Origin of the sequence: Robiginitalea aurantiaca (assembly GCF_030380815.1) — a bacterium.
Taxonomy (GTDB): domain Bacteria; phylum Bacteroidota; class Bacteroidia; order Flavobacteriales; family Flavobacteriaceae; genus Robiginitalea; species Robiginitalea aurantiaca.
Window position 1 is genome coordinate 1 of the sequence record NZ_JAUDUY010000003.1, and the last position, 26,431, is coordinate 26,431.

Consider the following 26,431-nt stretch of genomic DNA (forward strand, 5'->3'; position numbering starts at 1 on the left):
TAGCCGAAAAAGCGGGTCCTAAACGCCGGTTGATTGTGGAAGGCATTGAGAATCTCAGCCCGTATTTAAGTGATGGGAGAAGCTGAGCTAGAGCGTATCTGGACCTAACCCTTGCGGCATCCTTCACTCCAACCCCAGCGCCTCCAACTGAAGTACACGCAGCTGCCCCTGTAGTTCCTTCACAACCGCTTTATAGGCCGTGTCCTCAATCAAGTTATTGAGCTCGTAAGGATCCTTTTTTAAGTCGTACAGTTCAGCACTGTCAAACCTCAGCCATTTGATGTATTTATACTGATCCGTAACCACAACCCTGTAATCCAGCTGGGCCGTCCACGGGAATGGGTTTTCATTGCTGTAATACTCTATAAGCCCTGAGGATCGTATTTCATCTTTTTCACCACTCAACAAAGGCATCAGCGATTTTCCCTGAACCGTCCCCGCATTGTTCACCCCTGCAACATCCAGGGCCGTGGCTGCAAGGTCTACAGACAGTGTCAGGCCGTTAACAGTTTTCGCCGGCTTGGGTATTCCGGGATGCCGAATAATGAGCGGGGTCCTTACGGATTCCTCATAGGGCATTCTGCGCTCCAGGGAAAACCCGTGTTCTCCATAGAAGTATCCATTATCGCTGGTAAAAATGACCACTGTATTCTCGCGAATTCCGAGCTTCTGGAGCTCGGCCATAATCCGCCCGAGACTTTCGTCTACGGCAAGCATCATCTCCGCCCGGGTTTGAATCGTTTTTTCGGAAATACCCAGGTCCATACTGCCGGCCCACCTCGGGTCCTTTTCCAGGGCTGCAGCGCGCAGTTTAAAGGCATTTTTAATCACGGGTTTCCCTTCCTCAACACGAGATGTGGGAGAATAGGAGGGACTTCTTTTGTAGGGCTTTCCCCGGTATAACCCTTCGTGCCTTTTTGCAGGAATAAATTCCTTGGGCACATCCAGGTCCGTGCTGCCGTCATCCCGCTGTACCGCTTCCGGATGCACCGCCTTATGCCCGATATACAGGAAGAAGGGCCCTTCCGCATTTTCCTGAATAAAACCAATCGCCATATCGGTGAATATGTCTGTAATGTATCCTTCGGCCACGTAGGAGGTATTGTCTTCAAAAAGAACAGGGTTGTAAGTCCTTCCCTGTCCTTCCATACACACCCAGTAATCATAGCCGGGCCGGGGAGCAGGACTGTTTCCCATATGCCATTTCCCTACATGGGCGGTTTTATAGCCCACCTCCTGCAGGTATTTCGGGAAGAGGTCGAGCATAAAACTCGCCTGATTTCGGGCCGTATTGTCAATAATTCCATGCCTTGAGGGATATTGCCCTGTAAGGATACTCGCCCGGTTGGGGGAGCATAAGGGCACCGCGTGATAGGCCCTATTGAATTGCGTGCCCTCTTTGGCCAGCAAATCGATGGCCGGGGTCTGCAGGTACGGATGGCCCCCACCGCCCCATTCGTCGTACCTCATATCGTCCACGACGATCATCACAATATTCGGTTGGGTGGATTGACAATAAAGGTGTATGGAAGTAAAAAACAATACCAGGATAAAGACAGAGCGGAGCATGGGTTGCGGATATTACCCTTTGAAATTACATAAATTCCGCGTTGATTGACAAGGCCTAAATTATAATCAAAAATTTGGGCCTTGTGTTCTTAATTCGAAAGTAGAATTCTTTAGTATTCTATATAGTCTCTTCCTTCCGGGATGTAGCCGGGGAAATCAGGGCGTTGGATTATCAGGGAGACCCTCCCGGCTCTTCTTTCTTCAGTAAGTCCAATATCTGGCAGTTGGAGTTCTATTTCCATTTCAGCCAAATGAACTGGGCTGAGGTGATCGTTGGAGGAAAGACTATGGAATCAATTTCGCTTCAACCTTTATTGGTCAGGTCTTTTGGGTTTCCGTGGATTTGATGAACACTTGCCAAGTGACGGCCGTCATTGCCATTTGACCGAGCACAGAGTACCTTGGGGATAGATAAAAATTACATCATGAAAGCATATGGCTTCTATTCCCTGTTTTTTGGCATTTTTCTATTGGCCTTTTCCACTGTTCATTCTCAAAATATAATAACCGACGGAGGCTTTAGTTTAACCACTGAAATACTTTCAGATTTTGAAGGGCCTCCTCCCGCTAATATCTGGTGGACATGGCAAGATCAGAATGTAATCGCCAATGCATCGATTGTAAATGAGCAATTGCATTACCAGATACGCAGTTCTGGAAATCAAACCTTTGCGGTGCAGATGATACAGTTGGGGTTCCCTTTGGAGCCTGGGCATTCATATAGACTTTCATTTGATGTTAAGGCAGATTCAAATCGCACTTTTGGTGTTTTTCTTGGTGAGAATTGGGGAAATTGGACAAGCCTGATAGGCTCCAACAACTACATCCAAAATGCCACTACTGAATGGCGGAAGATTAATATAGAGTTTGATGTCTATACGGTATTTCCAGAGCACAAACTAAGTTTTGACTTTGGAACGATAAATACCAATGTGTACTTAGACAATGTATCACTCATTGACCTCGGGGTAATTAAAGAAGCCCCCTTTGCGGAATTGAGTTCCTCTAACAAGGATGTAAAAAACCCAGGTTTCCGGCCCGAATCAATGCTTGATCAGGAATTTATAGATTCGTACAAAGAATCGAAATTTATCATTTACCCCACCATTATCAGGACACCAGGCACTACAACCTGGTCTAAATCACTTTCAAATGAATTCACCCAAAATTTGAATAGTGTGGAGAATTTAAATTTAGCTCTAAGGAAAGAAAAGCTCGATCCGGGAGAATTAAAGGGACAGGCTCAATATCAATTCTTTCAAAATGATATGGAAAGGCTTGGAAGCGGGATTAAGGAGAAAAAGGAGAATATAGATTATTACATCATACCAGAGATTCTATTTGAACCACAAAGAGAAGGGACTCATTTCGTATTTGGTATTCATCTTTTTATCCTTAATAATGAGGGTGAGAACGCATTTTCTTTCTTGCTAAATTCTCATCACCCTTTATTTGTTGAGGCAAAATTATATGCCTACAAGCCGGATGAAAATGATATTGAAGCACTGAAACAAAGGAGTTTGGAAGTTGCAGCACAAGCGTTTTTATTAATGGTTGAACAATATGATGCGCAACTCAACTAACTTATAGGAGGGCACCCGGGCGGAATGATTCAATATAAGGCACCCCTCCGCCATCAAAAGAAATAGGGCTTTAACCAAATCGATCTTTCATTATTTTCCGAAGTGCCAGTGGATGAACTGTCACCTTACTTAAGGTTTCGGTTTTCTCAATACCATCCCGGCCTTTAAATGTTGAAACTCCCCGTTCTCAAAGGAAACCTGTCCATTGACGATCACGAGGGGAATGCCTTCAGGATACTGGTGGGGGGATTCAAAGGTGGCTTTGTCAGTGACGGTTGCGGGGTCGAAAAGGACGATATCAGCCTTCATCCCTTCCCTGAGCAGTCCCCGGTCTGTCAGGCCCATCACAGCGGCTGGCAGGGCGGTCATTTTATGTACGGCTTCGGACAGAGAAAGGACCTGCTTTTCACGCACGTAACGGCCCAGGACCCTGGGGAATGTCCCGTACCACCTGGGGTGGGGGTGGCCCATTCCGGGAGCGACCAGCCTGCCGTCTGAAGCGATCATGGTTTGGGGATGTTTCAGGATACGCTCCACATCCCCTTCGTCCATGGCATGGAAGACACAGGAGGCCCCACCCTTAAGTTGGGCTTCGATGACAAGGTCTGCACCGTTTTCCATGGTGGGTTCCAGCCCTTTTTGGTCACACCAGTATTCCAGGGTCTTTCCCTCCAGCTCGGGCATCCAGGCTACTTTGGCAAACTGAACCCTTTTGAGGTCGGCCCCGCCCCGGTCATTGATCAGATTAAAAATGATTCCAGCACTGATGCTGTCCCTGAGCCGGGGGTTAGAAACCCGTTCCCGAAACGCGTCATTTCCCCCGGCCCTCGCCCAGCCGGGGATCAGTATCGAGATGCTGGTATAACTTCGATCGTAGGGATACTGGTCTATCCGGATGTCCAGCCCTTTGGCCCTTGCGGAATCGACCATGGCCAGGGTTTTTTTGCTCTTGCCCCACATGGGCTTGCCGACTACTTTGTGATGGGTTAGGACCACGGGGATATCGGCCTTTTCGGAAATTATGATGGCTTCTTCGACCGATTCCAGCAGCCCCAGGCCTTCTTCCCTTAAATGGGAGGTATAGATGCCGCCTTCGACCGACGCAACTTTCGACAAGGCAATGACCTCGTTAACTTCGGAGAAGGTGCCGGGCAGGTATTTCAGTCCGGTGGAAATCCCAAAGGCACCCTCCTTCATGGCCTGTGAGACCTGTGCTTCCATCTGTTCGAGCTCCTGTCCGGTCGGAGCCCTGTTATCGAGTCCCATCACATTCCTTCTGACGGTATTGTGCCCGATGAGGTAGCCCACATTCATGCCCACGCCAATTTGTTCCAGGGTGTCCAGATACATGCCAAAAGGCCATGGACTGGATCCATCCGGACCTCCCAGGGCCGTTGTCACCCCCTGCCGGATGTGACTTTCGCATTCCGGCAGTTCGAGAATCGGGTCCAGGTGGGTATGGATGTCTATAAACCCCGGAGCCACCACCAGACCACTGGCATTGATCTCCCGCCTCCCGACAGCATCGGAAAGATCGCCCATGGCGACGATACGATCTGCATTGATGCCGATATCCCCTACATAGGACTCCCTTCCGGAACCGTCCAGGATTTGTCCGTTCTTAATCAGGATATCATAGTTTTCCTGTGTGGCACATCCCGCCAGCAAAAGAGCTGAGAAAAGGAGACAAAGCGCTGTATTCTCAAATTTAAAAATCACGATAATAGGTTATGAGGTCAAGTAGCTCATCGCCCCCTTGGTTTTTGTAGTCCTCAGGGGTTAATGTATTATTGAGAACCAAATACGTTAATGAATCTTACAGTTTATAACTTGAAATAATGGTTTCAAAATTTGCAATTTCCTTTAATAAATCCGTCTGAACTTCTTTATAGAATGAAAGGATTTTCGCGTCGTTATTTCGGTGCTCATTCCAGGTGTTGATTTGAAGGGCAATCAAGATCCCGAGGACCACCAAAACGATTTCCCCAACAGCATACAATATGTATTTGCCCAGGGTATTATCAGAGAGTAAATTTCGACGAATCTTTCGGAAGAATCGGAGCATGGGTTTGTGGTTACACCAATCAGGCAACAAAGATTACCCGCTTGAAGTAACCTTACCGGATTAGTCCATGCGCTTCAGTACTTCAATTCGGGTTCCATTTTCAAAGGTTCTTGTAAAATAAATCGAGTCCTTTTCGATGGTAAGGAGTTTTGAACTGCGGGGCGCGTCATTCATATAATTTGGGGACTTGGCCACGATGGCATACTGAATTAGCGAATCACCTACCACTTCATAAGTGCCCGAATTCGAGATCAAGCCGCTATAGGCGTTCCTGATATCCTCATCACTTCTTTCTTCCCCTTCCTTCAGGGACGGCCAGGACGGCCTGTCTTCAGTAGCCACCTCCATGCTGTAATGCTTGTCTGTGAATATAAAAATGCTTTTGTAGGGCTTCGTATATATTGTAGTATCCGGGGATTGCCAAATCATCTGGCTCACTTCCCAGGCCCCCTCCAGGGTGGGCTCCTCTATTATTTCAATTTCGGCCGGGGCTTCTTTTTTTTCCGCGCAGGCAGCGATTACAAATAGCATGAGCAAAGTAAGTAGAAGGTTTTTCATAACGTGTGGTTGATTTTGTGGTTTCTTTGAAGATACAACATTTAAATTTGATGTCTTTTTGGGCGTATTATGGACGAATGATGCTTAAAGAGGGATGCTATTGAGCAATATCGGATCACCCAATATTCGGGATAAAAAACCCCCCGGAATTTTTGGTTCCGAGGGGGGTTATGATTAGTTGGCGGGAAGGATGTTCTGATTCACCCGGAAGAAGTTCTCGGGATCATATGCCTTCTTGATTTGAGCAAGCCTTTCGTAGTTCCCTTTATAACTTGCCTTGATCCGTTCCTGACCTTCGTCCATAATAAAATTCAGGTAGGCGCCGCCGGTGGAATAAGGATGCAATGCATCCCAGTATTCCTTGCACCAATCTGTGATTTTTTCTGCGTTTGCAGGATCCGGATCCACGCCGACAATAACACCAGCGTATTTGGCATCCCTATTTGCCCAGGGCGTATCTTCCTTTCCAACCCTGCTGGCCGCACCACTAATGGGGTAGAGGTGCATTTGCGAAAGCGGGGTTGGAATTTTAGATCCGTACTCTAAATGTCCGGAGCGCACTTCAGGCCCGAGCTCTTTAAAATAGTCGGCCCTCCAGTACCACTGCAACCCATGCGGGAGCATGCCATCGAACAGCGTTTGAATGGATGGATAGGGCATTTCTCCTACATGCGCAAAAATGGGATTCATGGCATGAACGGGAGCAAAAATTTCGTCCATTTTCTCTGGGTCCCCTACGTAGGCCCAAACAATTCCGCAGAACTTTTTGTTATGCAATTCTTCCGGGAATGGAGCTCCGGGGATTACCATTGTGGCTATGAAGCCGTTAAGTTCATCTGGGGCATTATTGATAAAGGTATGATACCACTCCATCACCTCCTCAACCCGTTCAATGGGCCACAGCGTGGGACCGCCGATAATATTCTTAACCGGATGTGCCTGGAATTTGAAAGAAGTGACTATGCCAAAGTTTCCGCCCCCGCCACGGATGGCCCAGAATAAATCAGCATTCCGCTCGGCATTTACGGTTACTATGGACCCGTCTGCCAGCACCATGTCGGCCTCGAGTAGGTTGTCTATAGTAAGGCCGTACTTTCTGGAAAGATGTCCGACCCCTCCGCCTAATGTAAGGCCGCCAACGCCGGTGGTTGAAATGATTCCAGCCGGAACGGCCAGCCCAAAGGGATGTGTTGCATGATCCACCTCTCCCCATAAATTCCCTCCGCCAACACGGACAGTACTGTTTTCGACATCCACATGGACGAATTTTATACCGGACAAGTCTATGACCATGCCTTCATCGCAGAGTCCAAGCCCGCCCCCGTTGTGTCCTCCGCCTCTCACGGCCACTAAGAGATTATTCTCCCGCGCAAAGTTCACAGCGTACTTTACATCGGCAGCATCTACACACATCACAAACATTCCCGGGCGCTTGTCGATCATTCCATTGTACACCTTCCGCGTTTCGTTGTACTGCGCATCATTGGGGAAAATAATTTCTCCCCTCACCTGAGCTTTCAGAGCGTCAAAAGCAGACGCCTCTAATTCCTTAACTTTTGTTTTTGCTGACATTGTTGTTGTTTTAAATTAATTGGTATGTGGTTGTTTCACGGGGGTTGTTTGTGTTTTTTCGCCAGGCCGATTTCGGCCTTGGCGCTATGCATAGGCATGCCCTTTCATTGTGTCAATCACGAAATCCAGGGCAGTATTCCAGGCCTCAAGGGTTCGTTTGGTTTTGTTTTCACCCAGTACTTGCTCGATAGTTTGCATCATGGCCAGCTTTACCACCGGGTAGTACTCTGCTTTCACGCCATACTGAACATGGCTCCGGCCCAATTTTGCCAAACCCTTTTTAAGGTGTTCCGGCCTGGAAAAGGAATACACAATCCCGCCCAGCATATGGGTAAGTAGGCGTCCCTGTTCAGTCATATTGTTGCGGAAAAGTGCCCTTACCTGGGGAGCCAGAGTAAATACCTTGTTATAGAAGATGCTTGCGAATTCTTCCTCGTCATCGAGCATTGTGTTCATGGAAGATTGCAGTTCCAATTGAAGGTCCATATCCTTAAAACCAACAAGCTCATGCAGACGTAAAGGGTCGTCTTTCCCGGCCAATTTATTCAGGAAGGTTTTTCCTGTTACAACCGTGTCTGTATCAACGTTATTCAGCACGGTTTCAGATATCAGAATATCCGTATCGGTAACCTTGGTTTCGTTTTGGATTCTGCTCGCTACGTTTACCGGGTCCCCGATTACGGAGAATTGTTTATGTGTTGGATGGCCGAGATGCCCTATAAATGCCGTCCCGAAATTGATGCCGATACCCGATTTCAATTTAACGTCGATATCCTTCAGATCAGTCCGGTTCAGGGATTCAAGCGCATATTGCATTCCCAGGGCAGCGCGTATGGCATCTTCACAATTCTTTTTTCCTGATCCGCCGGTGGTTCCAAAAACCCCGATAATCTCATCCCCGACGTATTGATAAATGATACCATTGTTCATCAGGATAGGCTCGCCCAATGCGGTATAAAACCGGTTGAGCATATAGGCGATGTCAAAGTTGAGGTTATGAGAAGAGAGGTGGGTGAAATTTCGGAGATCACAAAAGAGTATGGCTATGGGACGCTGCTCCGCGCGCCCTGTGGGGGCTAATTCCTTCTGTAAGTTGTTTACCTCGCTATTGGACCAGATCAAGCGTTGAAGTGTCACATCACCTTTCGGACGTGCCTGACATGCCAGTCGAATAGAGGGATCCCATTTTCTGGCGTGACTGCTGCTAATTTCAAAAGCGGATTTCGGGCTTAGGTTCTGAATGCCTTCCAGGATTCGCACCCTGCACGTCGTGCATACCCCATTTCCCCCGCATTCGTGAAGGTGTGGAATTTTATTGTCTATAGAGATGTCGAGAAGGGATTTAGAATTGGAATCCGAAGAGACTTCCTTTTGTATTGCTGCGTATGTTATCTTGTTGGTCATCGGAACGGTGTTTCATCAAAATGCTCGCATCCTCTCTAATCGCTTTTGGTCAAAGTTACTTTTGAATGTTTTGGGATTTTACACCCAAATGAGTGATTTTTAAAAATAACCTTTTTCTATGAGGCTGCATCACACAATTGTGTGATACTGATAATCATTGAATTAGGTGTTGACGGCGCCAAAGAATTCGATAATTTTGATTGCATGGGATCAGCATCCCGCAAACCTCCGAAACAAAAAGGGCCGGCAGTTGCCCAGTCAAAGCATTTTATAAAATCCGGGTATGAGAACTATAAGGGTATTCATCATTCTGTTCCTGGCGGGTTTCAACTTTATGGCCAGTCAGTCAAGGGAGTTGGACAGCCTGAGTGCAGCTGTAAAATTGATGCCGGAAGACTCGTTGAAATGCGAGACCTATCTGAAGATGGCTTACCTGTTCTATTCCGGAGATGCCTCAGAAATGTATGCCCATAAAGCACTGGACCTGGCAAAACAGTTGAACAGCCCTGGGCTCGCAGGGAAGGCCTTTCACAGATTGGCATGGTCCTATGGGCTGGATGAAATGGATAAGAAAACAGCATATTTGGATAGTGCCGCAGCCAGCTTCACTAAAATCAATGACGCTTACGGTCTCGGCAATGTTTTTGATACCAAAGGGACGATCTTAATGATTTATGGCTCCATTGAAGAGTCCTTTGAATCGTATCAAAAAGCCTATGACTATTTTTCCAGCATTCCTGATGAGGAGCGTAAAGCAGGGGTTTTGAACAATTGGGCAATTGCTGAATACACAGGTGGAAATACCCAGGCTGCATTGGAAAAATACCAAACTGCCCTGGAGTACAGGCTTAAGGAAGTCCCGGTATCGCACATTGACATTGCCAGGTTATATCAGGGAATGGGAGAGTGCCATCGACTAAATGGAAATCTGGATTTGGCGGCAACCAACTACCTGAAAGGATATGAACATCGGAGTGCAGCGGATAATATCGGCGTGGTGGAATCCATGATGAGCATCGCATCTATGATTTATGAGGCCGCTGAAAAACAAGAGGACACTACTTCCATATTGGCCCTGTTAAACACTTATGGGTTCCAAAGTTCTCAGGACCTTATCGAAAAATCCGAAAAGACCCGTGGTGTGTCGGATCGACCCGGACTGCAGAACGAAATCATGGATGTAAAGCGACAAAACTACCTGCTAAAGGGAGATTTTGAAGCGGCTTACGGACTGCTGGAGAAACAAAAGGAATATCAGGAACAGAATAAATTAAAAGAAAGCAGTCTGGAAGCCCTGGCCGACATGAAGGTCAGGTTTGAAAAGGATCAATTGAAGATCGAGCTGTTAGAAGAAGAAGTAATGAACCAAAAAACCCAGGAAAGCGTGAACATGTTATTATTTTCTTTAGTAGGATTATTGTTGATTTCGCTAGCCGGATTCCTCTATTTCCAGAATCGAGTCAAATCAGGTAAACTGGAGCTTAATGAAGCGCACAGGGAACAACAAATCATATCGATGCGTTCCATGCTGGAAGGTCAGGAAAAGGAGCGATCCCGAATTGCGCGCGACCTTCATGATGGTTTGGGGAACCTACTGTCAAGTCTGAAGGTAAATTTTGGGAGTCTCCAAATAAATTTTGACGATAAAAATTCAGAAAGAATTTATGGTACTGCCAGTGAGATGATCGATGAGGCGTGTTCTGAGGTCAGAAAGATCGCCCACGAAATGATGCCGCAATCCCTAAGAAAATTGGGACTTCGAAAGGCGGTTGAAGACCTGGTTGTGAAAATGGACGCCGTACATGAATTCAGTGCGGAGCTGCATGTTCACGGAACAGAACGGACTTTTGATGACAATACCAATGTGATGTTATTCCGGATTATTCAGGAAGCGTTGAATAACATTGTAAAATACGCCCAGGCACACGAAGTCTCCGTGCAGATGGTCTATGGGGACGAATGGTTCGATCTCACTATAGAAGACGATGGGATCGGTTTTGATCCGCACAGCGCAGATGTGGAGAAGGGCATGGGGTTAAAGAGCATAGCTTTTAGAACGGAATTTATCGGGGGCACCTACGATTTGAACAGCAGAATAGGCGTCGGCACTTTAGTGACTATAAATATCCCGCTAAGTGAGATAAGCGAAGTCTAATATAAAAGGGAATCACATGGAAAAGATTAAGGTACTATTGGCAGATGATCATCAGATCATGCTCGATGGCCTGAAAGCAATCCTTACTAAAGACAGGTCATTAGCAGTGGTGGGTACGGCCAAAAATGGACTTGAGGTCCTTGAATTCCTTAAAAAAGAACCCGTGGATGTCCTGCTACTCGACCTGCAGATGCCTGTAATGGATGGCCTGGAGACTACCATGCATGTCAAAAAGGCCTATCCGGAGGTAAAGATTATCATGCTGACCACCAATGACGAGGGTAGCATTATCACATCTTTGTTTAAGGTTGGGGCTAGCGGATACTTGCTGAAAAATGCGTCCAAAGAATATCTGTTAAAAGGCATTAAGGACGCTCATGAAGGTAAAAAAGTGATCAGCTCCCATCTTGCCGAAAAGATCATTGAAAGCCTGACAGAAGACCCCAAGCCAAAAGAGGGAACGAGACCTATGATTACCAAGAGGGAAATTGAGGTTTTAAAACTAATCGCAGAGGAGTATACCACCCAGGAAATCGCAGATCAATTATTTGTAAGCACCAATACGGTGGCAACCCACAAAAGAAACCTCTTTGTAAAGATGGACGTCAAAAATTCCGTGGGTATGATCAAAAAAGCGGTAGACTGGGGACTCATTTGATTCTGCCCGATCAGAGACTGGCAATCATCCGTTTGAGTTTTTCAGTGACCTCTTCAGCAAGGACGCCAAGTTCGGGGTTTTGGACAGCCTGCATGGAAGCCATGGGATTAACAGCAGAGACCTCGACCTTACCCTCACCAATATCCTGAACAATCACATTACAGGGGAGCATGGTGCCTATTTTGTTCTCTGCTTGCAAAGCCCTGTAAGCGTATTGAGGGTTGCACGCACCTAGGATCTTGTAAGGTGGCAGATCCACATCCAGTTTCTTTTTCATGGTCTGTGCAATGTCGATTTCGGTCAGGACACCAAAGCCTTCTTCCTTTAATGCAGCCGTAGCTACTTCAATGGCCTTGTCAAAGTCCATGGTGAGTGTAGTATTAAAATAGTAGTTCATAGCATGAGGTGTTTGTTGGAAAAACCGAGCACATTTTCTTCACTCTAAAATTACGCAAAATGAGGGTAGGCGCGAAAAACAAATCAGAACCTTTTACAGGTATAAATTTGAACTTAAAGAAATCGGAAAAACACCATCACCGATCACTTTCGGTAATCATAAGAAACCCATTTTCAAAAGCGCCGTAGGTACCTATACAATTTCCCGTCTCATCCGAGACCCGGGCAAGGGTGGTATTATCCCCTTCCAGTCCGAAATAATCGTTGCCGGGGATCGTGGTGAAGGTGTTCGGGGGAACGGCAAATTCCGTAACGCCCTGTCCTTCATTATTGGTCAGTTTAAAGTGTACGGTTTCCGGGGTGAGGTTGGCATAAAGCTCGCTGGATCTTAGGGCTTTCAAAGGTTGGAGCTCCGATCTGGTAACCCCACAGCGGTACTCTGCAAAGGGCGTCATCCCAATTTTTTGAAATAACCTTTGGATTTCAACTGCGCTGTAATTGTCCTTGAGCTGTTTCAATATGGCCAGGGTGGCGATGGTTTGGGCCCTGTAGCGGGTAATTTTATCGTAATAATTCTGGGTTTGAACCCAATACCGAAAAACGGTGGTCTGATATTCTTCCTCGTAGAGGAAAAACGCTATGCGTTTGGCTGTGGAAAGCGAATCCTTTTTCACAAACCAGTTAAAACTCGTTAAGAACTTTGTGTTCTCGTCAATATTTGCATCCAGGTTAGACCAGGCATCGTTCAGGACAGAGCTGAAATTCTGAAGCTTCTTAAGGCCGTCAACGATCGGTTTATAGACCGCGGGCACGAGTTTTTCAGATTCCACAAATTGATTGATGTTCTTTTCGGCAGGCAGGTAATATTCCCAGTTACTAACCAAATAGTCAAGCCTGGAGTTGTTTTCATAATCCGCTGCGGTCAGGCTATTGTTGGCAATGCGTTTAACAACCGAATCCTGCATTCTGTAGAAATCCAATGCCTGGTCTGCCAACTCATAATTCAAAAGGAGGTCCTGTTCGATATCGAGCAACAATTGGGAGATTTCCCGCTGCTTTTTGCGTTCTTCATTCCAGTTATCTACCTGAAGGGCAATCAAAATCCCTATCACTACAAGCAGGATTTCCCCGATGGCGTACAAGAGGTATCTGCTGAACTTGTTTTCAGTGATCAGCCGTTGGCGTATGGTGCGAAAGAAGCGGAGCATAGGTATCTGGAATTTCTTTATTCAGTCTTTTTGTTCAGTTATAGTATCTTAGAGCATATAAAACTAGTTTATAGGGGGGACTTCTCAGCTAACAGCGAGAATATTTAAAATACATGGCAACACCTGAATCTGAGAAAAGTAACTATAAAAGATGGAAGCAGGTCGCGCAGATTTTTGCGGCTTATTTGGTGGGCGCATGGACCTTTCTGGAATTCCTGGACTGGATTCTCAGTCGCTACTCCCTTTCCCCTTACTGGGTGGAGCTTCTTTTATGGGTTTTTATTGGGATCATACCTTCTCTGCTGATTTATCTCTTTCACCATGAACGCATCAATCAAAAGTCCTTACGCTTAAGAGAAAAGATAATCTTTCCCCTTAATATTCTCGTACTGGCCGTTGGTCTGTACTTCGGGTTTGGCACTACGGATTTAGGTGCGACTACAAAGGCTATTGAGTACACGACTGAATCCGGCGAAAAAAGGACTGCCTTAATTACCAAAGAAGAGTTCCGGACAGGCTTCTACATTTACAATTTTGAACCCAAAGTCGCCGACAGTACGACGGCCTGGCTTGAGTTTGGCATTCCCGTATTACTCAATGAGGACTTGCTGCAAAACAAAAACCTGAAACCGGATGCTGTGTTTATAGATAATACGGCGGAGAAGGTAAAGGAGGCCAGTTATTTTTATGACTTTTATATCGACGGGGATTATGAAGTGACAGATAGTTTGATTACCCTGAACACCTATATCCGGAAAGCCAAAAATGCCAAGGTGATCATGGAGAAAACCTTTAAGGGAAACGATATTCTGGACCTGATCGACGATGCGACAGTATTTATCACACAATCATTGGATTCCGATGAATTCAACAACCCCAGTTACCTCGATTTGCCCATTAAGGAAATTACGAGCAGCAACCTCAAAGCCCTTGAGTATTTCCGATACGGCGATTATGAAAATGCGGTAAAAGAAGACAGCACCTTTGCCCTGGCGTATCTTTTTGACGGAAGGCGGAATGTCATCTATAGCCGGAGCAAAACACAGGAGCAAAGTCTGGCGGATAAGGCCTATGAATACCGGCAAAGGATGCCTCTGCAAAGACAAAGCGAAGCCCTGGTCCTCAGATACCTGGCCTATGACCAGTTTGAGGAAGCCGAGAAACTCGTGAAAATCCAGTTGGAAGTCGACCCCACTAGCGACATTTATAACAATACCCTGAAAAACATTTACGGGAGAACCAAAAACCTGAAGGCATACACCCAAATGGCCATGGATGCCTGGGATAATCAAAAGGATCGTGAAAGCGGCTTATCGATGATCGAAGCGGGACTTATTCAGGAAGAGTATGACGCTGTCATAAATCAAATTGATGCGTTCTCTCTGCTTCAGCCCAACGACGATGTCTTATTTGCATTCAAATTAATGCCGGAACTTTTGAAAGGTGACATTGAAGCGGCTCGTGAAACACATGAACGAATTAAACTGTTATATCCGGACTTACAAAATAAAACCAGGGTATACGACTCCGTACTGGCGTATTTGGAAGAAAATCCCGCAGAAGGGGAGGACTTACAAAAGTTCGAGGGGGAGTATCGGAGTGAGAGCAGTGAACAAACGTTCACCTTTTGGCCAAAAGGGAATACTGTTCTGAAGTATACTTCAGGCCAGCGCATCAGAGTCCTTATCAGGGCGGGTGATCATCGTTTGGTTTCAGGGCATCCGCTAATTGAAGCCACTCAAAACTATGATTTTTTATGGGATGATAAGGGACAGTACTACGGGGTTAAATTCGATCAGATTCAGGCCGATGTGACAGATACCTTCTGGTACTGGAAGCAGGATGAAACAATTAAAAAAGCAGAATCTTTGCTGCAGCAAAGACAGTTGGACGAGGCCAAATCGGCCTATGAAAATGCCATAAAGGCGAATCCGAGACATTATTACCTGAAAACAGCATTGGAGCATATAGACTATGTGCTGGGTATGGATTCAACGGCACTGATCACCCAGCTTAAGGGGGTATCAGGCACCTACAGTATAGATGGAAATGAAAGTGTTCGAAAATTCTGGATTGAGGATGGCCGGTTGATGTATAAGCGAGATGGCCTGCCAGGGAAGGAACTTCTGCCGATTTCAGAAACCAGTTACATAAGTATGTCCGGGGTGCAAATCAAATATTCCTTCGAATACGAAAACGAAGCGGTAATTGCCAGCTACGTGTGGAGATTTAATGCTGAGAATATGAGCTGGGAAGAAAACTACATGCCGGATATCAATTATTTGCCGAAGGATTAAGAGCAAACGGACAATAAGGGCTTCTTTGCTGAGGTCGATTTACTCCCACCTATTACAGGCCAATCTCCTTACAGCAGAGGGTATTGCCAGTTGATTTTTTTTTCAGAAAAGAACCGGTAGCGGATATTTCTGAAGAAGTTTATCGGGGATCCAGGTAGTCTTGTATGCGATTTGATAAGGCGAGGTTGGACTCCCTGTAGGTTTTCAGGTTAGAAAAAACCAATTCGCTCTGGTGTAAAAGGTCTGCAAGGAAGTTTAACACCTCAGGCTCATGGATAAATTCCGTAAAATCGGTTTTATACGTGTCCTCAAAAGTCAACCGAAACTCGGGAATGGAAGTATAATTCGCGCCCGTTTGCAGTTTGTCAAGCGGCTGAAAATCCGGGACGTTATTAAAATCAAACGCACCGGCTTTTTGCTGATATATCTCCAGGGACCATTCGAGGAATTGTCGGGAGTAGTAGGTTATGATTTCCTCGGAAAGCTTTTTGTCTTTTATGCCCTGAAGGATCCCGCTACTGTATAGGGTCTGGTAGTTTACGTCAATTTTGGAAAATTTTCGAAACTCAAAAGTGTTTAGAAAATACTGGCCGAGTTCTTTGTTGCTTTGGGTTGCTTTTCCCTGATGATTTAAAAGAATTTGCTGAATTCCATTTGTGATTTGGGTGTAATAGCCCGTTAGGAAATCAATTCGCTCAACCTCAAGTTTCAAATCGGCCTGTATGCCTTTCAGGAGCTGTTCCGTCACCTTTTTCTCTTTGAACTCCTCTTGTTGAATATTCACCTGCAGGGCGATCAAAATCCCGATGACCACCAGCAGGATTTCTCCGATGGCGTATAAGAGGTATTTTCCGAATCTGTTTTCTGTAAGCAAGCGTTGGCGCAGTTTACGGAGGAAATGGAGCATGCGTTGTGAAAGCTATTTTCACTTTTCAAGATAGAGAAATATTTGGCGCACCTGCAAATCCCCGGACCTTCACCGGCATAAATTCTTAATATACCACAGTTCAGGAGGTTTCCTGGGGCATCAAAAAACAGATTGCTTCCGGCAGTATGCGCAGGGTTGCCGGGGCCAGTCCGATGTACTCCCCATCTGCCTCAATATGACAGGGAACATTGCTTTCAAGCAATAGCTCCTTAGCATTGTAGTAGGTGATTTGGGGGTGGTTTATCCTGACGCCTTTTTTCAGGTTGCCGAGGTTTTTCAAGTAATCCCAGACACTCAAATCCCCGAATATTGTGACCTGAAAAAGGCCATCGGTAAGCCTGGCATCCGGGGCAACGCAGAGGGCATTGCCAAAATAACGCCCGTTGGCCACTGCCAATTGTAGCAGCCGACCCTTCCACTGCCAACCGCTGCCGGTACAACTCACCTCTTTTTTGGCATATCGGAGAAATCCCATGAAAATTTGCCTGAAGTAGTTTAACCCCGGCCCCAGTATCCCTGAGGATTGTTCCATTTTTTGAACCACTTCGCCCCCAAGCCCTGCTCCTGCAATATTGATGAAATAGCGGATTTCCCCGGTTTGCTCCAGAACGATTTGCCCGAGGTCAATTTTTTGGATTGTATGGGATTGAATGAGATTCATCAGGGAATCTATGGAATCTGAAAGATGTGCCGTTCTCGCAAAATCATTGGCCGAACCACAAGGAATGAGCCCAATTGCCGGGTATTCAGGCATTGGAAGACTACTCTGTAAAAGGCCATTGATCACTTCGTGCAGCGTGCCATCCCCTCCGATAGCAATCATGTAATCACAACCCCTTTCAGCTGCTTCCCTGGCCAGATCGATGGCGTGCTTTTTTCGCTGGGTAGCAAGGATCTGTACGCGGCCCTGGTTCATTTGACCAAAATACCGTTCAAGCCCGGGAAGGGCTTTTCCAGCGCGCTTGTTTTTGTTATTTGCTATAAAGACAATCTTCATCCGGGCGTATTGGGGATAGCAATTCACTGGCCAATGGCCCCTGGGTCATTTATTCTTTCCCGGTCAGCGAGAGGTTGATCACAATGGCCATAAGGAGCCATATGATGAAGGTTTCTCCATGCGACATTTCATACACAGACCCGGCCGCCTTGGCGGCAAGTAATACCAGGTATACGACTATAGGTGATAGTAAGAGGCTGATGGCGAGTTTAAGAAGTGATTTCTTGTAGTCCATAATGGGTTGGGTTTAGGAATTTAAGGTAACAATTCTTTTTCCAAATTCAGGGTTTTTACGAGTAGGGCCAGCAAAATACCAATAATGATAATATTATTACTTCCTGGACGTACCGCAGTTTTTTGGATTCGCCCTGCTCCCATTAAGTCTTACAGGACAAAACAATCATAAAACCGGCACTTTGGAACTCCTACCTTCTATTTTATACCGATCTTTGGGAAAAATCCACCATGGTCAAGAAAAATATACGTCTGGAAGTAATGGAGGCTATTGAGCCCAAAGTAGACGGCTATATGAAAGAATTTCTGATTGCCCCGGAGGATATCTGGCAGCCCACGGATTTTCTTCCGGATTCCCAGAGCGAAAACTTTTATGATCAGGTAAGCGATCTCAGGGAAGCCTCCAAAGAACTCGGATATGATTTCTGGGTTACTCTGGTGGCAGATACCATTACCGAGGAGGCCCTGCCTACTTACGAATCCTGGTTGATGGACGTTGAAGGAATCAGTCAACAGGACGAGCCGAACAGCTGGTCGCGATGGGTGCGCGCCTGGACGGGTGAAGAAAACCGTCATGGGGACGTGCTGAACAAATACCTGTATTTGTCGGGACGCGTGAATATGCGCGAGATCGAGATATCCACCCAGCACCTGATCAGCGATGGCTTCGACATTGGTACCGACCGGGACCCTTACAAGAACTTTGTATACACCACATTTCAGGAACTGGCCACCAACCTTTCCCATAAAAGGGTTGCACAACTGGCCCGGAAAAAGGGCAATACATTACTGGGCAAAATGTGCAACATCATCGCCGGAGATGAGATGCGCCACCATCTTGCGTATCGGGAGTTTGTCAAGGTAATCATGGACCACGACCCCAACGGCATGGTTCTCGCCTTTACAGATATGATGAAGAAAAAGATTGTGATGCCTGCCCATTTTCTTCGGGAGTCCGGGGAATCGGCCGGAAAGGCCTTTGAAAATTTTTCCGTCTGTGCCCAGCGTTTGGGGGTTTATACGGCTACAGATTACATTGAGATACTTAAAAAGCTCAATGACTACTGGGAGATAGACGGCCTGAGAGCGCTTTCCGATGATGCAGAAAAGGCGCGGGAATATCTGATGAAACTGCCCGCGCGCCTGGAGCGCATAGCCGAGCGCATGTCTTATCCTGAGGACGCCTACCGTTTTTCCTGGGTGACACCCAACGGGAGGTTGTAGTTATATTCACCACATCTGGTCCATCGTACATATTGTACGGCATCTGTTCCGTGACTCGCGCAAAAGCACCTTACCGAAATGAGAGAAGTTGGCCGTGCATCAGTGCCAAAGGGGCTAATCGGATTTGATTTCTTCATCCAATATCGCAAGGACCTCATCGATATAATTGAGAACGCCTTTTGACTGGGTATTTATCAGGGAAAGCCAGCTAATGGTAAACGCAAGGTAGTTTTCAAATTCGACGGCATTGAGCAGGACATCGAGTTCCACAGGCTTGTTTGAGTAGCCAATTTCAGTATTGACACTTTCTGGTGAAGCGAGTAAAATAGGGCTTATGACCTTGTTCCGGATACGGCTGTTTATGATGTTTCTGCTATTGTAATTCTTATAGAGGAAGGGCCTGAAGTGGTTGTGGTTATAACTGTTGTACATGTTTTCATCCTCTTTGAAATCCTCAATCATGGAAGCCCATGCCGATAGCTTGTCGTTAAGGGCTTCACTCCTCAGCAGGGTGAGTTTATCCGTTGAGGTCAACTGGTTCAATACGCCTTGTGAGGGGTCAAAGGTATAGACCGGCAGCGCAATAGCCAGTAGACTGTCTACCTGAGAGCGGGAGGCATTTTCAGTCGGGTCATCCACGATGCGGACGAGTTCCCTGGCGGATTCCAGGGCCCGCTTCCTCATCTCTATTTTCTGAAGCAGCTGATTCCGGTTATCCTGGAATTCATTTTTTAATCGCCGCATAAATACCTGAGCCTCTGCACGGTCCTGCCTTTGTGTATTCCAGTTATCTACCTGAAGAGCGATAAGAATCCCCACAATGACGATGATGATCTCGCCGATTACATAGAGAAAGTATTTCCTGAATTTGTTATCGGAAATAGAGCCCTGGCGGATTTGTCGGAAAAAGCGAAGCATTACCTGCCCATATTATGTTAAACTGTTTTGTATCCAATCAGCTGATCTCAACATCTGTGGTATTGTCATCTGGTATACGGTCGATGAGTTTGTTATAGGGATCGATCCCGGCTTTTTCAGGAGTGCCCTTTACACGAATGGTAATCGTGGATTCCCCGGGTTTAATCCTGTGTTTTTTCAGATATAACGCATTCACGCGATCCCGCCCGTTTTCATCCTGGTCGTCCGCAGCAAAAACACCAATATCGATATAATCGCCTTCATAGGAGGCGTCGGATTCTTTTCCGGTTTCGTCCGCATAGAGCTTTTGAGAGCGCACCTTGAGGGTGATTTCGTATTCTTCCTCCCCGAGTTTTTTGACCTCAGCGACCTCGGCCCTGTTATCGTAAAGGGTAATGCGTTCCCATGTATCTTCCAGGTAGTAGTGCAGGCTGTCTGGGGTTACCTCCTTTAGATGGCGGTATAAGTCTGTACTGCCCGGAAAAGGCGGGGTTTGTTTAAGTCCGAATTCGGCATTGAATTTATAAAGGGCCGAGTCCATGGCCTGTTCCCCAATCAAATCCCGAAGGCCATACAAGATCAGGCTGCCTTTGTTATACCACTGATACGGACGGTTACAATTGATAAATACGTTTTCTTTTTTGTTTTCATTAGATCGACCCCTGAGGTAATCGTCGAGCTCGCTTTTTAAAAACCGCTTCATATTGTCTTTACCATAACGCCTTTCGGATAGTACAAGGGCTGAGAATTCGGCCAGGGCTTCTGAAGTCAGGTTGGAACCCCGGGTATAATTCGGGGCAATCTGATGCCCCCACCACTGGTGGGCCAATTCATGTGCGGTTACATAATAGACATAGTCGAAGTCGTTCACATCCGAAAAGTCTGCCACCCACCCGAAACTCTCTGAAAACGGAACCGTATTGGGAAAGGACTGCGCAAATCCGGCGTAGCGGGGGAATTCCAATAGCCGCATTTGCCGGAATTGAAAATCGCCATAGGTTTCGGAAAAATACGTCAGGCCATCCTTATAAGATTGCAGGAACCGATCCAGGTTGTATTTGTGATCAGGGTGATGGAAGATTTCAATAGCGACCTTCCGACCATCGGGCAGGGTAGCCTCATCTCGGAGCACATCGTATTCCGCAGAGACAAAAGTGAAAAAGCATTGGATGGGTGTATCCTGTATGTAGTGAAAATACCTCCGCCCTCCTTCTTCCCACTCCTTTTGCAGGTATCCCGGAGCCACCGCAATTTGAGAAGGGACCGTACTTACCACGGCCTCAAACTGAATAAAATCTGCATCATCCACAAAGAGCAGCGTACTTCTTCCTTTGGGATCATTATGGGGGGGGAGATCTTCGGGTTTTTCGGGCAAATCGTACTTTCGGCGGTCCTCATCAGAAGAAATCTCCGCCCCGGGGTCATAACCGATATCGGGAATTCCCCCACTGAAAAACGAACCGTTATAGACGAGTTCCCGCTCATAGCCTGAGTTTGGAAACCCGGTATTGATCACCTCGCTTACAATTGTCATCTGCAGGGTATCCCCGGGCATCATGGTTTTGGGCAGGGCGGTGATTTTATACCATTCGCGCTGCGGATTCTTGCCAAACACCTGAAATTTAGGAGCCTTGTAACGCAAAGGGAATCGATGTTTGAGGGTGTCTCCACTCAAAATAACTTTAAAATCCGAGAGGGCCGTCGAATTGAAGTGAATGGAATCGATAGGTGAATTGGTTTTATTAACCAGTTCCACTTCGGCCGAAAAATAGGCGTCCCGTTCCATGGGAAACAGATCGGCCTGTATTTTGACTTTTGTGTACTTGGGTTGCGGAATGCCCTCGTATTGCTTTAACTGCTGTTCATAGGCCGCCAGCCGCATTTCCCCTTCATCCGGGGTGAGGTAATTTTTTTTATACACGACATTCTGATAAATATAGGCTCCCGATGCCAGGGCAACCAGGAGAAAAACCAGTGAGAACTTTTGGGAAGATCCCAGAAATCTGCTTTTAGCTGTTTTCCACCTGCTTTTTAAGGTATTTTCGCTTCCCCTGCTAAAGAATGCACTGAAGAACAATACCAGAAAAACACCCCAGGCGGTCCAGTAGAGGTTAAACCAGAACAATGGTTTCGCAAAATGACCCAATCCATTCATGTCGCTCCAGGTATATCCCGGTTTGTAGCTGAAAAAGAACAGGTTGAAATTGTAATCGGCAAAGTTTCTGAGAATCAGGATAACCAGCCAGATACCTATAGCTGCAGCATGACCCGCAAATTTGTTGTTGATCACAAGATGTACTGCAAAAACCAACATGGTCATTTGCAGGTAGTCGGGGAGGGAGATAAGAAAACTATCGGTAAAATAAACCGCGAAATCGTAGTCAAAATACCCTTTAAGCGTTTGAATGAGGACCCCAACGATAATCGGAAGGGTAGTTAACACCAGGCAAATTACCGACATGCCTATGAACTTTGAGGCGATAATAACCCAGTCGCGTACAGGGAACGTATCGTTGATGACCGAGTATCCGGTCGACTTATCCCTATGGAGGCTCTCCCCGGTAAAGAATACAATGATGATAAAGACGAAGAGGTTGTAATCAAAGGTCTTATACTCCATTAAAAAGGAAGTAGAAGGAAAATTTGGGACGCTGTAGGTGGTAAACCCGATCCAGAAATCGAGGATCAGAAAAATGAGTCCACCCAACAAAATGGACTTGAAATACACATCTTTAACCACATTTTTGACCTCGATTCGGGCCAGGGTTTTCAGGCTTGCCCACTGATATCCGGACGAAAAGTCAGCTACAGGGGTTACAGGTTCCGGGACCGTCTCGACCTCGTCCTGGGGTTTAGACTTTTCAGCTTTGCGATCGGTTTTAAAGAAATACTCGAAACTGAACCTCCAAAAGGCGGCGATGAAAAACACCAGGCCAACACCAACCCAAAGAACCCGATTCCAGAGCAGATTGCCTTCCAGGGGCAGGAAAAAGCTATTTTGTTCATAGGGCGTCAGGTATCGGGTTTGGATATCAAAAGAGTTCAGACCAAAAGGGTCGATGAGTTGAACGATATCTTTGTTTTCAATGTCCTGAGCCAGGAAGTTGGCCAGCAGATAACCAATAAAAATGATGATGCCCCCGGAGTAAATGGAACGGATGTTCCGTGTAAAGATGATCAGGGCAAAGAAAAGGGCACTTGCCAACCAGAGGTTGGGGATCAATAGGGTAAACCAGGGTTGAAAATAGTTAACCAGCAGATTTGGACCATAGCGTGTGGCTTCGGTCCCAAAAGCCGGCCCGAGCAAACTGCCCAACCAAATACCTAAAAGCGTACCTGAGGAAATAAACAACAGGGTGACAAATGACCCCCAGAAACGGCCCATAAAATACCCGGTTTTGGTAATGGGATAGCTGAACAGGTAGGTCCCTGTTTTATGTTCGAGATCCCTGTAAAGGGGGACTCCCATTACCGCAGAGGCGATTAAAATCCCGAAAATCGAAATCAGCAGCAGCAGATTGGCAATTACGATCGGGGCGTTGTGAAAGACTTTTTCGGAGGCAGGGGTATTTCCGAAACCAATAAGCAACATCGGCACAATGACCAGGATCAGAAAGTAGATCCAGGTAGCCGGTCGTCTAAAACGGTATTTGAGTTCAAAAAGGAAAATATCTTTAAACATGAGGGCTGATTATATGGTGATTGGATCTACTTTCTTAGAAATATAGCTGAAGTAAACATCTTCCAGTTCAGCCGGGACGGACTCAAAGCCATTCCCTGGGTTGGACTCGTTTTCGACACGCAGACTGAGTTTTCCTTCGATGAGTTTGGTAGAAATCACATTGTACTCTTCCCGATAATGCTCCAGGTCTGTTTTTTCAATGGCCTTTTGAAATATTTTACCGTTTACAAGGGCAAGACCATCGTGTGGTTTGCCTTGCATGAGTACTTCCCCCATACAAATGATGGCCATGTTGGAACAGAGCGTATTCACGTCTTCCACAATATGGGTGGACAGGATCACAATCGTGTTCTCACCGATTTCTGAAAGCAGGTTGTAAAAGCGGTTTCGCTCCGAAGGGTCCAGGCCTGCCGTAGGTTCATCAACAATGATAAGACTCGGACTTCCCACAAGGGCCTGTGCGATGCCAAATCGCTGCCGCATCCCACCGGAATAGGTGCCCAGGGCTTTCTTTCTGTCTTTATATAAATTCACTCGATTCAAAAGAAAACTCACGAGGTCTTTGCGCTCTTTTTTATTGCTAATCCCCTTCATCTGGGCAATATGATTTAACATGGTTTCGGCATTGATCCTGGGGTATAACCCAAAATCCTGAGGGAGGTACCCCAGGCATTCCCGTACTGCCTGTTTGTTGTTAAGGACATCTACGTCATCCAGGGTGATGCTTCCCGAATCGGCATCCTGCAGTGTTGCGATCGTCCGCATCAGGGTGGATTTTCCCGCGCCATTCGGGCCGAGCAGCCCGAACATTCCCTGGGGGATGGTCAAAGAAACATCCTTGAGGGCCTGCACCCCATTGGAATAGGTTTTTGAGAGATTGTTGATCGTGAGTTCCATGAATTAGGTGTGTTTTTTAGGGTATGGGTTATCGCTTCAAACGAAAACAGCATGTAATTTGATTATGAATATAGGAAAATGAATCTTAGGCGTGGCTGGCAGGCCAGGTTTTATGCAGGTGCCTATAAGGCATTGAGTATTCTGTTCTTTGTGTTGAAGATTCAATTTTGCAACTCCACATCAATTTGTAATATCAATGTTTCCATTTCACGGATAAGTTCCCGGAGGGTATTGATATTCCACTTTCTGTTGGATATTATTTCGGCATTGATGCTTTTAAATTGATCATCCTGTAGCAGGGCGTTATAGTCAAAGGGTTTGGCAAGCTCGACTACCGTGTCATTTACGCTGGAATAATATCTTCTGAAATGTTTTACGTGGTAGGGATATGAAATGTTTTGCTGCAAATTGTTGGACCACACTTCATTCTCGTTTTTTAGTATTGAGAACTCATTTTCAAAAATAAAGCTGATGCTTTTGCGCAGGCTGTCATTGGTGATCAGATCTACCCCTTTAGATTTCAGAAAGTCATACCCGCCCTTGACCGGATTGGTTGAAATGGTCCAGAAGTAGACTCCGAAAGCCCGCTCCAGTGCCTCGTCATAAGGCTTTTTATTGTCGAGATAATCGAGTATGGTTTCATTGTAAGAAAGATATTCGAGCTCAGTAGACAAGCTCCTGTCCAATATCCTGAGATTGCTTCCAAGGTTAGATTTCAGCTCCTGTAGCAGTTTAATTTCTACTTGCCGGGCGCGCTTTTCGTCATTTAAATTGTCCAGATATAAGGCGAGCAATATCCCGACGACTATCAGGAATACCTCCCCAACCGCATAAAGCAGATACTTACTATAATTATTCTCAGTTAGAAGGCGTTGACGGAGTTGTCTGAAGAAGCGTAGCATGGATTGGAGTTGGTTTTGCCTTTATCAAGATAGTGAAATATTGGCCCGAAGCGACTCTGCTCATTTGAGGAGCTCACAGAAAACAAGTCGTCAGCCAAGGATGATTAAGAAAAAGACGCTTGAATTGTTTGGAGGAAGCTCAAAAGTTCAGCAGGAACCCCTGGGCATATAGATGTCAGGGCAAACAGCATTCTGAATATCAGGAACGGTTATCCAAAGGAGGAGATCTGGAATTCAGCACCAGCATGTTGATCCATTCTCCTGTCTTTACAGCTGAGGTTTTCAGTCATGGATTTCGCTCCGGATTAACATCAGGATTTCTTCTATACGCTTGCGGAGTGTTTCGGATTCCAGGTTGGCTGCCGAGTTATAGGTGATGGCATAAGAAACCAGTCCCTCCAGTTCCTCGCTACGGATGATTTCCGACACGGTCGTGTTGTGGGTGGATTTCCCAATGGCCACTTTATTGAACCCCGTCGTAGGGTCGAGCTGCCATTCCAGGTCCAGGTCATTGGTAAAGTGGTTGGCCATGTCCCGGGAAAGGCCCATCCTGGTGACCACAGGCTGGTACTGCTGGTAGATTATTTTCGACCAGTCCTGCTCAATTTCGCGTACCGCCACGATGTCGGCAGACCAGGTGGAGAGCAGCCGCTTTAATTTATGGTTGGTAATCAGGCGCAGGTTCCCGGTACTGCTCATATCGTTCTCAATGGGGTCAAAGGTCGGGTCAATCAACAGGACGGTGAGGTTCGCGATAAGGCTATCCCTGGCGACCCCCTCCGGCTGATCCATGGCCTGGAGGATTCCCAGGGCGGCTTGGATAATGTTTTTCCGGATTTCAACTTTCTGATTCAATTGTTTCAGATTGGACTCGTAGTCTTCCTCGAGTTGCCTTAAAACAATTTGTTCTACCTCGCGTTCCTGACGCCACTCGTTCCAATTATCGATCTGCAATGCGATTACAATTCCAAGCACGACAAGGACTATTTCTCCAATGGCATAGATCAGGTACCTCCCAAACAATTTATTGGCGAGAAGGTCCTTCCTGAAACGGCTTAGAAAACGTATCATAATTGAAATGAAAAATACCGGTAGTCCTAAGATACAGATTCCTCAGAAACAGCAGGGCTCATGGAATCAGCTGAAAGAAAGAGGAAATCTAAATACCACATGAGCGTATTGAT

21 protein-coding genes are annotated in these 26,431 nt (G+C 46.3%); 5 read left to right on the forward strand and 16 right to left on the reverse strand.

The window, feature by feature from the left end:
- Positions 1–123 precede the first annotated feature (123 nt).
- A complete protein-coding gene (locus QU605_RS06435) occupies positions 124–1,569 on the reverse strand; it encodes a sulfatase-like hydrolase/transferase (protein ID WP_289724461.1) in 1,446 nt (481 codons plus the stop codon).
- A 425-nt stretch (positions 1,570–1,994) separates the two neighbouring features.
- On the opposite strand from QU605_RS06435, the gene QU605_RS06440 reads away from it, so the two are divergent.
- The gene (locus QU605_RS06440; RefSeq protein WP_289724462.1) at positions 1,995–3,152 is read left to right on the forward strand and encodes a carbohydrate binding domain-containing protein; all 1,158 of its coding nucleotides are present in this window, start codon (positions 1,995–1,997) and stop codon (positions 3,150–3,152) included.
- 129 nt (positions 3,153–3,281) lie between these two features.
- Here the strand turns inward: QU605_RS06440 and QU605_RS06445 are convergent, their stop codons facing one another.
- The 5 genes from QU605_RS06445 to QU605_RS06465 form a co-directional block, all read right to left on the reverse strand.
- Positions 3,282–4,871, reverse strand: coding sequence for an N-acyl-D-amino-acid deacylase family protein (locus QU605_RS06445; RefSeq protein ID WP_289724463.1), 1,590 nt, complete (start codon positions 4,869–4,871; stop codon positions 3,282–3,284).
- Positions 4,872–4,968: 97 nt separating this feature from the next.
- Positions 4,969–5,217: a DUF6090 family protein gene (locus tag QU605_RS06450; protein WP_289724464.1), complete on the reverse strand. Its 249-nt coding sequence runs from the start codon at positions 5,215–5,217 to the stop codon at positions 4,969–4,971.
- Between the two features lie 60 nt (positions 5,218–5,277).
- Positions 5,278–5,775 carry a lipocalin-like domain-containing protein gene (locus QU605_RS06455; RefSeq protein ID WP_289724465.1) on the reverse strand — a complete coding sequence of 166 codons (498 nt, stop codon included), beginning with the start codon at positions 5,773–5,775 and terminating at the stop codon, positions 5,278–5,280.
- Between the two features lie 174 nt (positions 5,776–5,949).
- Complete coding sequence (locus QU605_RS06460) at positions 5,950–7,347, reverse strand: FAD-binding oxidoreductase (protein ID WP_289724466.1); 1,398 nt, start codon at positions 7,345–7,347, stop codon at positions 5,950–5,952.
- An 84-nt stretch (positions 7,348–7,431) separates the two neighbouring features.
- Positions 7,432–8,751 carry an adenylate/guanylate cyclase domain-containing protein gene (locus QU605_RS06465; protein ID WP_289724467.1) on the reverse strand — a complete coding sequence of 440 codons (1,320 nt, stop codon included), beginning with the start codon at positions 8,749–8,751 and terminating at the stop codon, positions 7,432–7,434.
- Positions 8,752–9,034: 283 nt separating this feature from the next.
- Here QU605_RS06465 and QU605_RS06470 point away from each other — a divergent pair, with 283 nt between their 5' ends.
- Together QU605_RS06470 and QU605_RS06475 are read left to right on the forward strand one after the other, a co-directional pair.
- Complete coding sequence (locus QU605_RS06470; RefSeq protein ID WP_289724468.1) at positions 9,035–10,906, forward strand: tetratricopeptide repeat-containing sensor histidine kinase; 1,872 nt, start codon at positions 9,035–9,037, stop codon at positions 10,904–10,906.
- A 16-nt stretch (positions 10,907–10,922) separates the two neighbouring features.
- Positions 10,923–11,564, forward strand: coding sequence for a response regulator (locus tag QU605_RS06475; protein WP_289724469.1), 642 nt, complete (start codon positions 10,923–10,925; stop codon positions 11,562–11,564).
- Between the two features lie 10 nt (positions 11,565–11,574).
- Here the strand turns inward: QU605_RS06475 and QU605_RS06480 are convergent, their stop codons facing one another.
- Positions 11,575–11,961 (reverse strand): DUF302 domain-containing protein, encoded by a 387-nt coding sequence (locus QU605_RS06480; protein WP_289724470.1) that lies wholly within the window; start codon positions 11,959–11,961, stop codon positions 11,575–11,577.
- Between the two features lie 136 nt (positions 11,962–12,097).
- Complete coding sequence (locus QU605_RS06485; protein WP_289724471.1) at positions 12,098–13,168, reverse strand: DUF6090 family protein; 1,071 nt, start codon at positions 13,166–13,168, stop codon at positions 12,098–12,100.
- 113 nt (positions 13,169–13,281) lie between these two features.
- Here QU605_RS06485 and QU605_RS06490 point away from each other — a divergent pair, with 113 nt between their 5' ends.
- Positions 13,282–15,465 (forward strand): tetratricopeptide repeat protein, encoded by a 2,184-nt coding sequence (locus QU605_RS06490; RefSeq protein WP_289724472.1) that lies wholly within the window; start codon positions 13,282–13,284, stop codon positions 15,463–15,465.
- A 139-nt stretch (positions 15,466–15,604) separates the two neighbouring features.
- Here the strand turns inward: QU605_RS06490 and QU605_RS06495 are convergent, their stop codons facing one another.
- From QU605_RS06495 to QU605_RS06505, 3 genes are all read right to left on the reverse strand, one after another.
- Positions 15,605–16,372: a hypothetical protein gene (locus tag QU605_RS06495; RefSeq protein WP_289724473.1), complete on the reverse strand. Its 768-nt coding sequence runs from the start codon at positions 16,370–16,372 to the stop codon at positions 15,605–15,607.
- 100 nt (positions 16,373–16,472) lie between these two features.
- On the reverse strand, positions 16,473–17,390 hold the full coding sequence (locus tag QU605_RS06500; RefSeq protein ID WP_289724474.1) for a diacylglycerol/lipid kinase family protein: 918 nt from the start codon (positions 17,388–17,390) through the stop codon (positions 16,473–16,475).
- A gap of 49 nt (positions 17,391–17,439) precedes the next feature.
- On the reverse strand, positions 17,440–17,625 hold the full coding sequence (locus tag QU605_RS06505) for a hypothetical protein (protein ID WP_289724475.1): 186 nt from the start codon (positions 17,623–17,625) through the stop codon (positions 17,440–17,442).
- Between the two features lie 230 nt (positions 17,626–17,855).
- Here QU605_RS06505 and QU605_RS06510 point away from each other — a divergent pair, with 230 nt between their 5' ends.
- On the forward strand, positions 17,856–18,848 hold the full coding sequence (locus QU605_RS06510; RefSeq protein WP_289724476.1) for an acyl-ACP desaturase: 993 nt from the start codon (positions 17,856–17,858) through the stop codon (positions 18,846–18,848).
- A gap of 114 nt (positions 18,849–18,962) precedes the next feature.
- Here QU605_RS06510 and QU605_RS06515 read toward each other — a convergent pair whose 3' ends face one another.
- The 5 genes from QU605_RS06515 to QU605_RS06535 all read right to left on the reverse strand — a co-directional run bounded on the left by QU605_RS06515 (position 18,963) and on the right by QU605_RS06535 (position 26,318).
- The gene (locus QU605_RS06515) at positions 18,963–19,766 is read right to left on the reverse strand and encodes a DUF6090 family protein (protein ID WP_289724477.1); all 804 of its coding nucleotides are present in this window, start codon (positions 19,764–19,766) and stop codon (positions 18,963–18,965) included.
- A gap of 37 nt (positions 19,767–19,803) precedes the next feature.
- Positions 19,804–23,448 (reverse strand): ABC transporter permease/M1 family aminopeptidase, encoded by a 3,645-nt coding sequence (locus QU605_RS06520; RefSeq protein ID WP_289724478.1) that lies wholly within the window; start codon positions 23,446–23,448, stop codon positions 19,804–19,806.
- Between the two features lie 9 nt (positions 23,449–23,457).
- Positions 23,458–24,345: an ABC transporter ATP-binding protein gene (locus tag QU605_RS06525; RefSeq protein ID WP_289724479.1), complete on the reverse strand. Its 888-nt coding sequence runs from the start codon at positions 24,343–24,345 to the stop codon at positions 23,458–23,460.
- Between the two features lie 161 nt (positions 24,346–24,506).
- Positions 24,507–25,247, reverse strand: coding sequence for a DUF6090 family protein (locus QU605_RS06530; RefSeq protein WP_289724480.1), 741 nt, complete (start codon positions 25,245–25,247; stop codon positions 24,507–24,509).
- Positions 25,248–25,529: 282 nt separating this feature from the next.
- Positions 25,530–26,318, reverse strand: coding sequence for a DUF6090 family protein (locus QU605_RS06535; protein ID WP_289724481.1), 789 nt, complete (start codon positions 26,316–26,318; stop codon positions 25,530–25,532).
- Between the last annotated feature and the right edge of the window lie 113 nt (positions 26,319–26,431).

Coding starts and splice junctions, on each gene's coding strand:
- QU605_RS06510 (WP_289724476.1), top strand. CDS start 17,856: ATGGTCAAGAAAAATATACGTCTGGAAGTAATGGAGGCTATTGAGCCC.
- QU605_RS06525 (WP_289724479.1), bottom strand. CDS start 24,345: ATGGAACTCACGATCAACAATCTCTCAAAAACCTATTCCAATGGGGTG.
- QU605_RS06515 (WP_289724477.1), bottom strand. CDS start 19,766: ATGCTTCGCTTTTTCCGACAAATCCGCCAGGGCTCTATTTCCGATAAC.
- QU605_RS06450 (WP_289724464.1), bottom strand. CDS start 5,217: ATGCTCCGATTCTTCCGAAAGATTCGTCGAAATTTACTCTCTGATAAT.
- QU605_RS06470 (WP_289724468.1), top strand. CDS start 9,035: ATGAGAACTATAAGGGTATTCATCATTCTGTTCCTGGCGGGTTTCAAC.
- QU605_RS06505 (WP_289724475.1), bottom strand. CDS start 17,625: ATGGACTACAAGAAATCACTTCTTAAACTCGCCATCAGCCTCTTACTA.
- QU605_RS06520 (WP_289724478.1), bottom strand. CDS start 23,448: ATGTTTAAAGATATTTTCCTTTTTGAACTCAAATACCGTTTTAGACGA.
- QU605_RS06490 (WP_289724472.1), top strand. CDS start 13,282: ATGGCAACACCTGAATCTGAGAAAAGTAACTATAAAAGATGGAAGCAG.
- QU605_RS06495 (WP_289724473.1), bottom strand. CDS start 16,372: ATGCTCCATTTCCTCCGTAAACTGCGCCAACGCTTGCTTACAGAAAAC.
- QU605_RS06485 (WP_289724471.1), bottom strand. CDS start 13,168: ATGCTCCGCTTCTTTCGCACCATACGCCAACGGCTGATCACTGAAAAC.
- QU605_RS06480 (WP_289724470.1), bottom strand. CDS start 11,961: ATGAACTACTATTTTAATACTACACTCACCATGGACTTTGACAAGGCC.
- QU605_RS06435 (WP_289724461.1), bottom strand. CDS start 1,569: ATGCTCCGCTCTGTCTTTATCCTGGTATTGTTTTTTACTTCCATACAC.
- QU605_RS06530 (WP_289724480.1), bottom strand. CDS start 25,247: ATGCTACGCTTCTTCAGACAACTCCGTCAACGCCTTCTAACTGAGAAT.
- QU605_RS06465 (WP_289724467.1), bottom strand. CDS start 8,751: ATGACCAACAAGATAACATACGCAGCAATACAAAAGGAAGTCTCTTCG.
- QU605_RS06475 (WP_289724469.1), top strand. CDS start 10,923: ATGGAAAAGATTAAGGTACTATTGGCAGATGATCATCAGATCATGCTC.
- QU605_RS06460 (WP_289724466.1), bottom strand. CDS start 7,347: ATGTCAGCAAAAACAAAAGTTAAGGAATTAGAGGCGTCTGCTTTTGAC.
- QU605_RS06455 (WP_289724465.1), bottom strand. CDS start 5,775: ATGAAAAACCTTCTACTTACTTTGCTCATGCTATTTGTAATCGCTGCC.
- QU605_RS06500 (WP_289724474.1), bottom strand. CDS start 17,390: ATGAAGATTGTCTTTATAGCAAATAACAAAAACAAGCGCGCTGGAAAA.
- QU605_RS06535 (WP_289724481.1), bottom strand. CDS start 26,318: ATGATACGTTTTCTAAGCCGTTTCAGGAAGGACCTTCTCGCCAATAAA.
- QU605_RS06440 (WP_289724462.1), top strand. CDS start 1,995: ATGAAAGCATATGGCTTCTATTCCCTGTTTTTTGGCATTTTTCTATTG.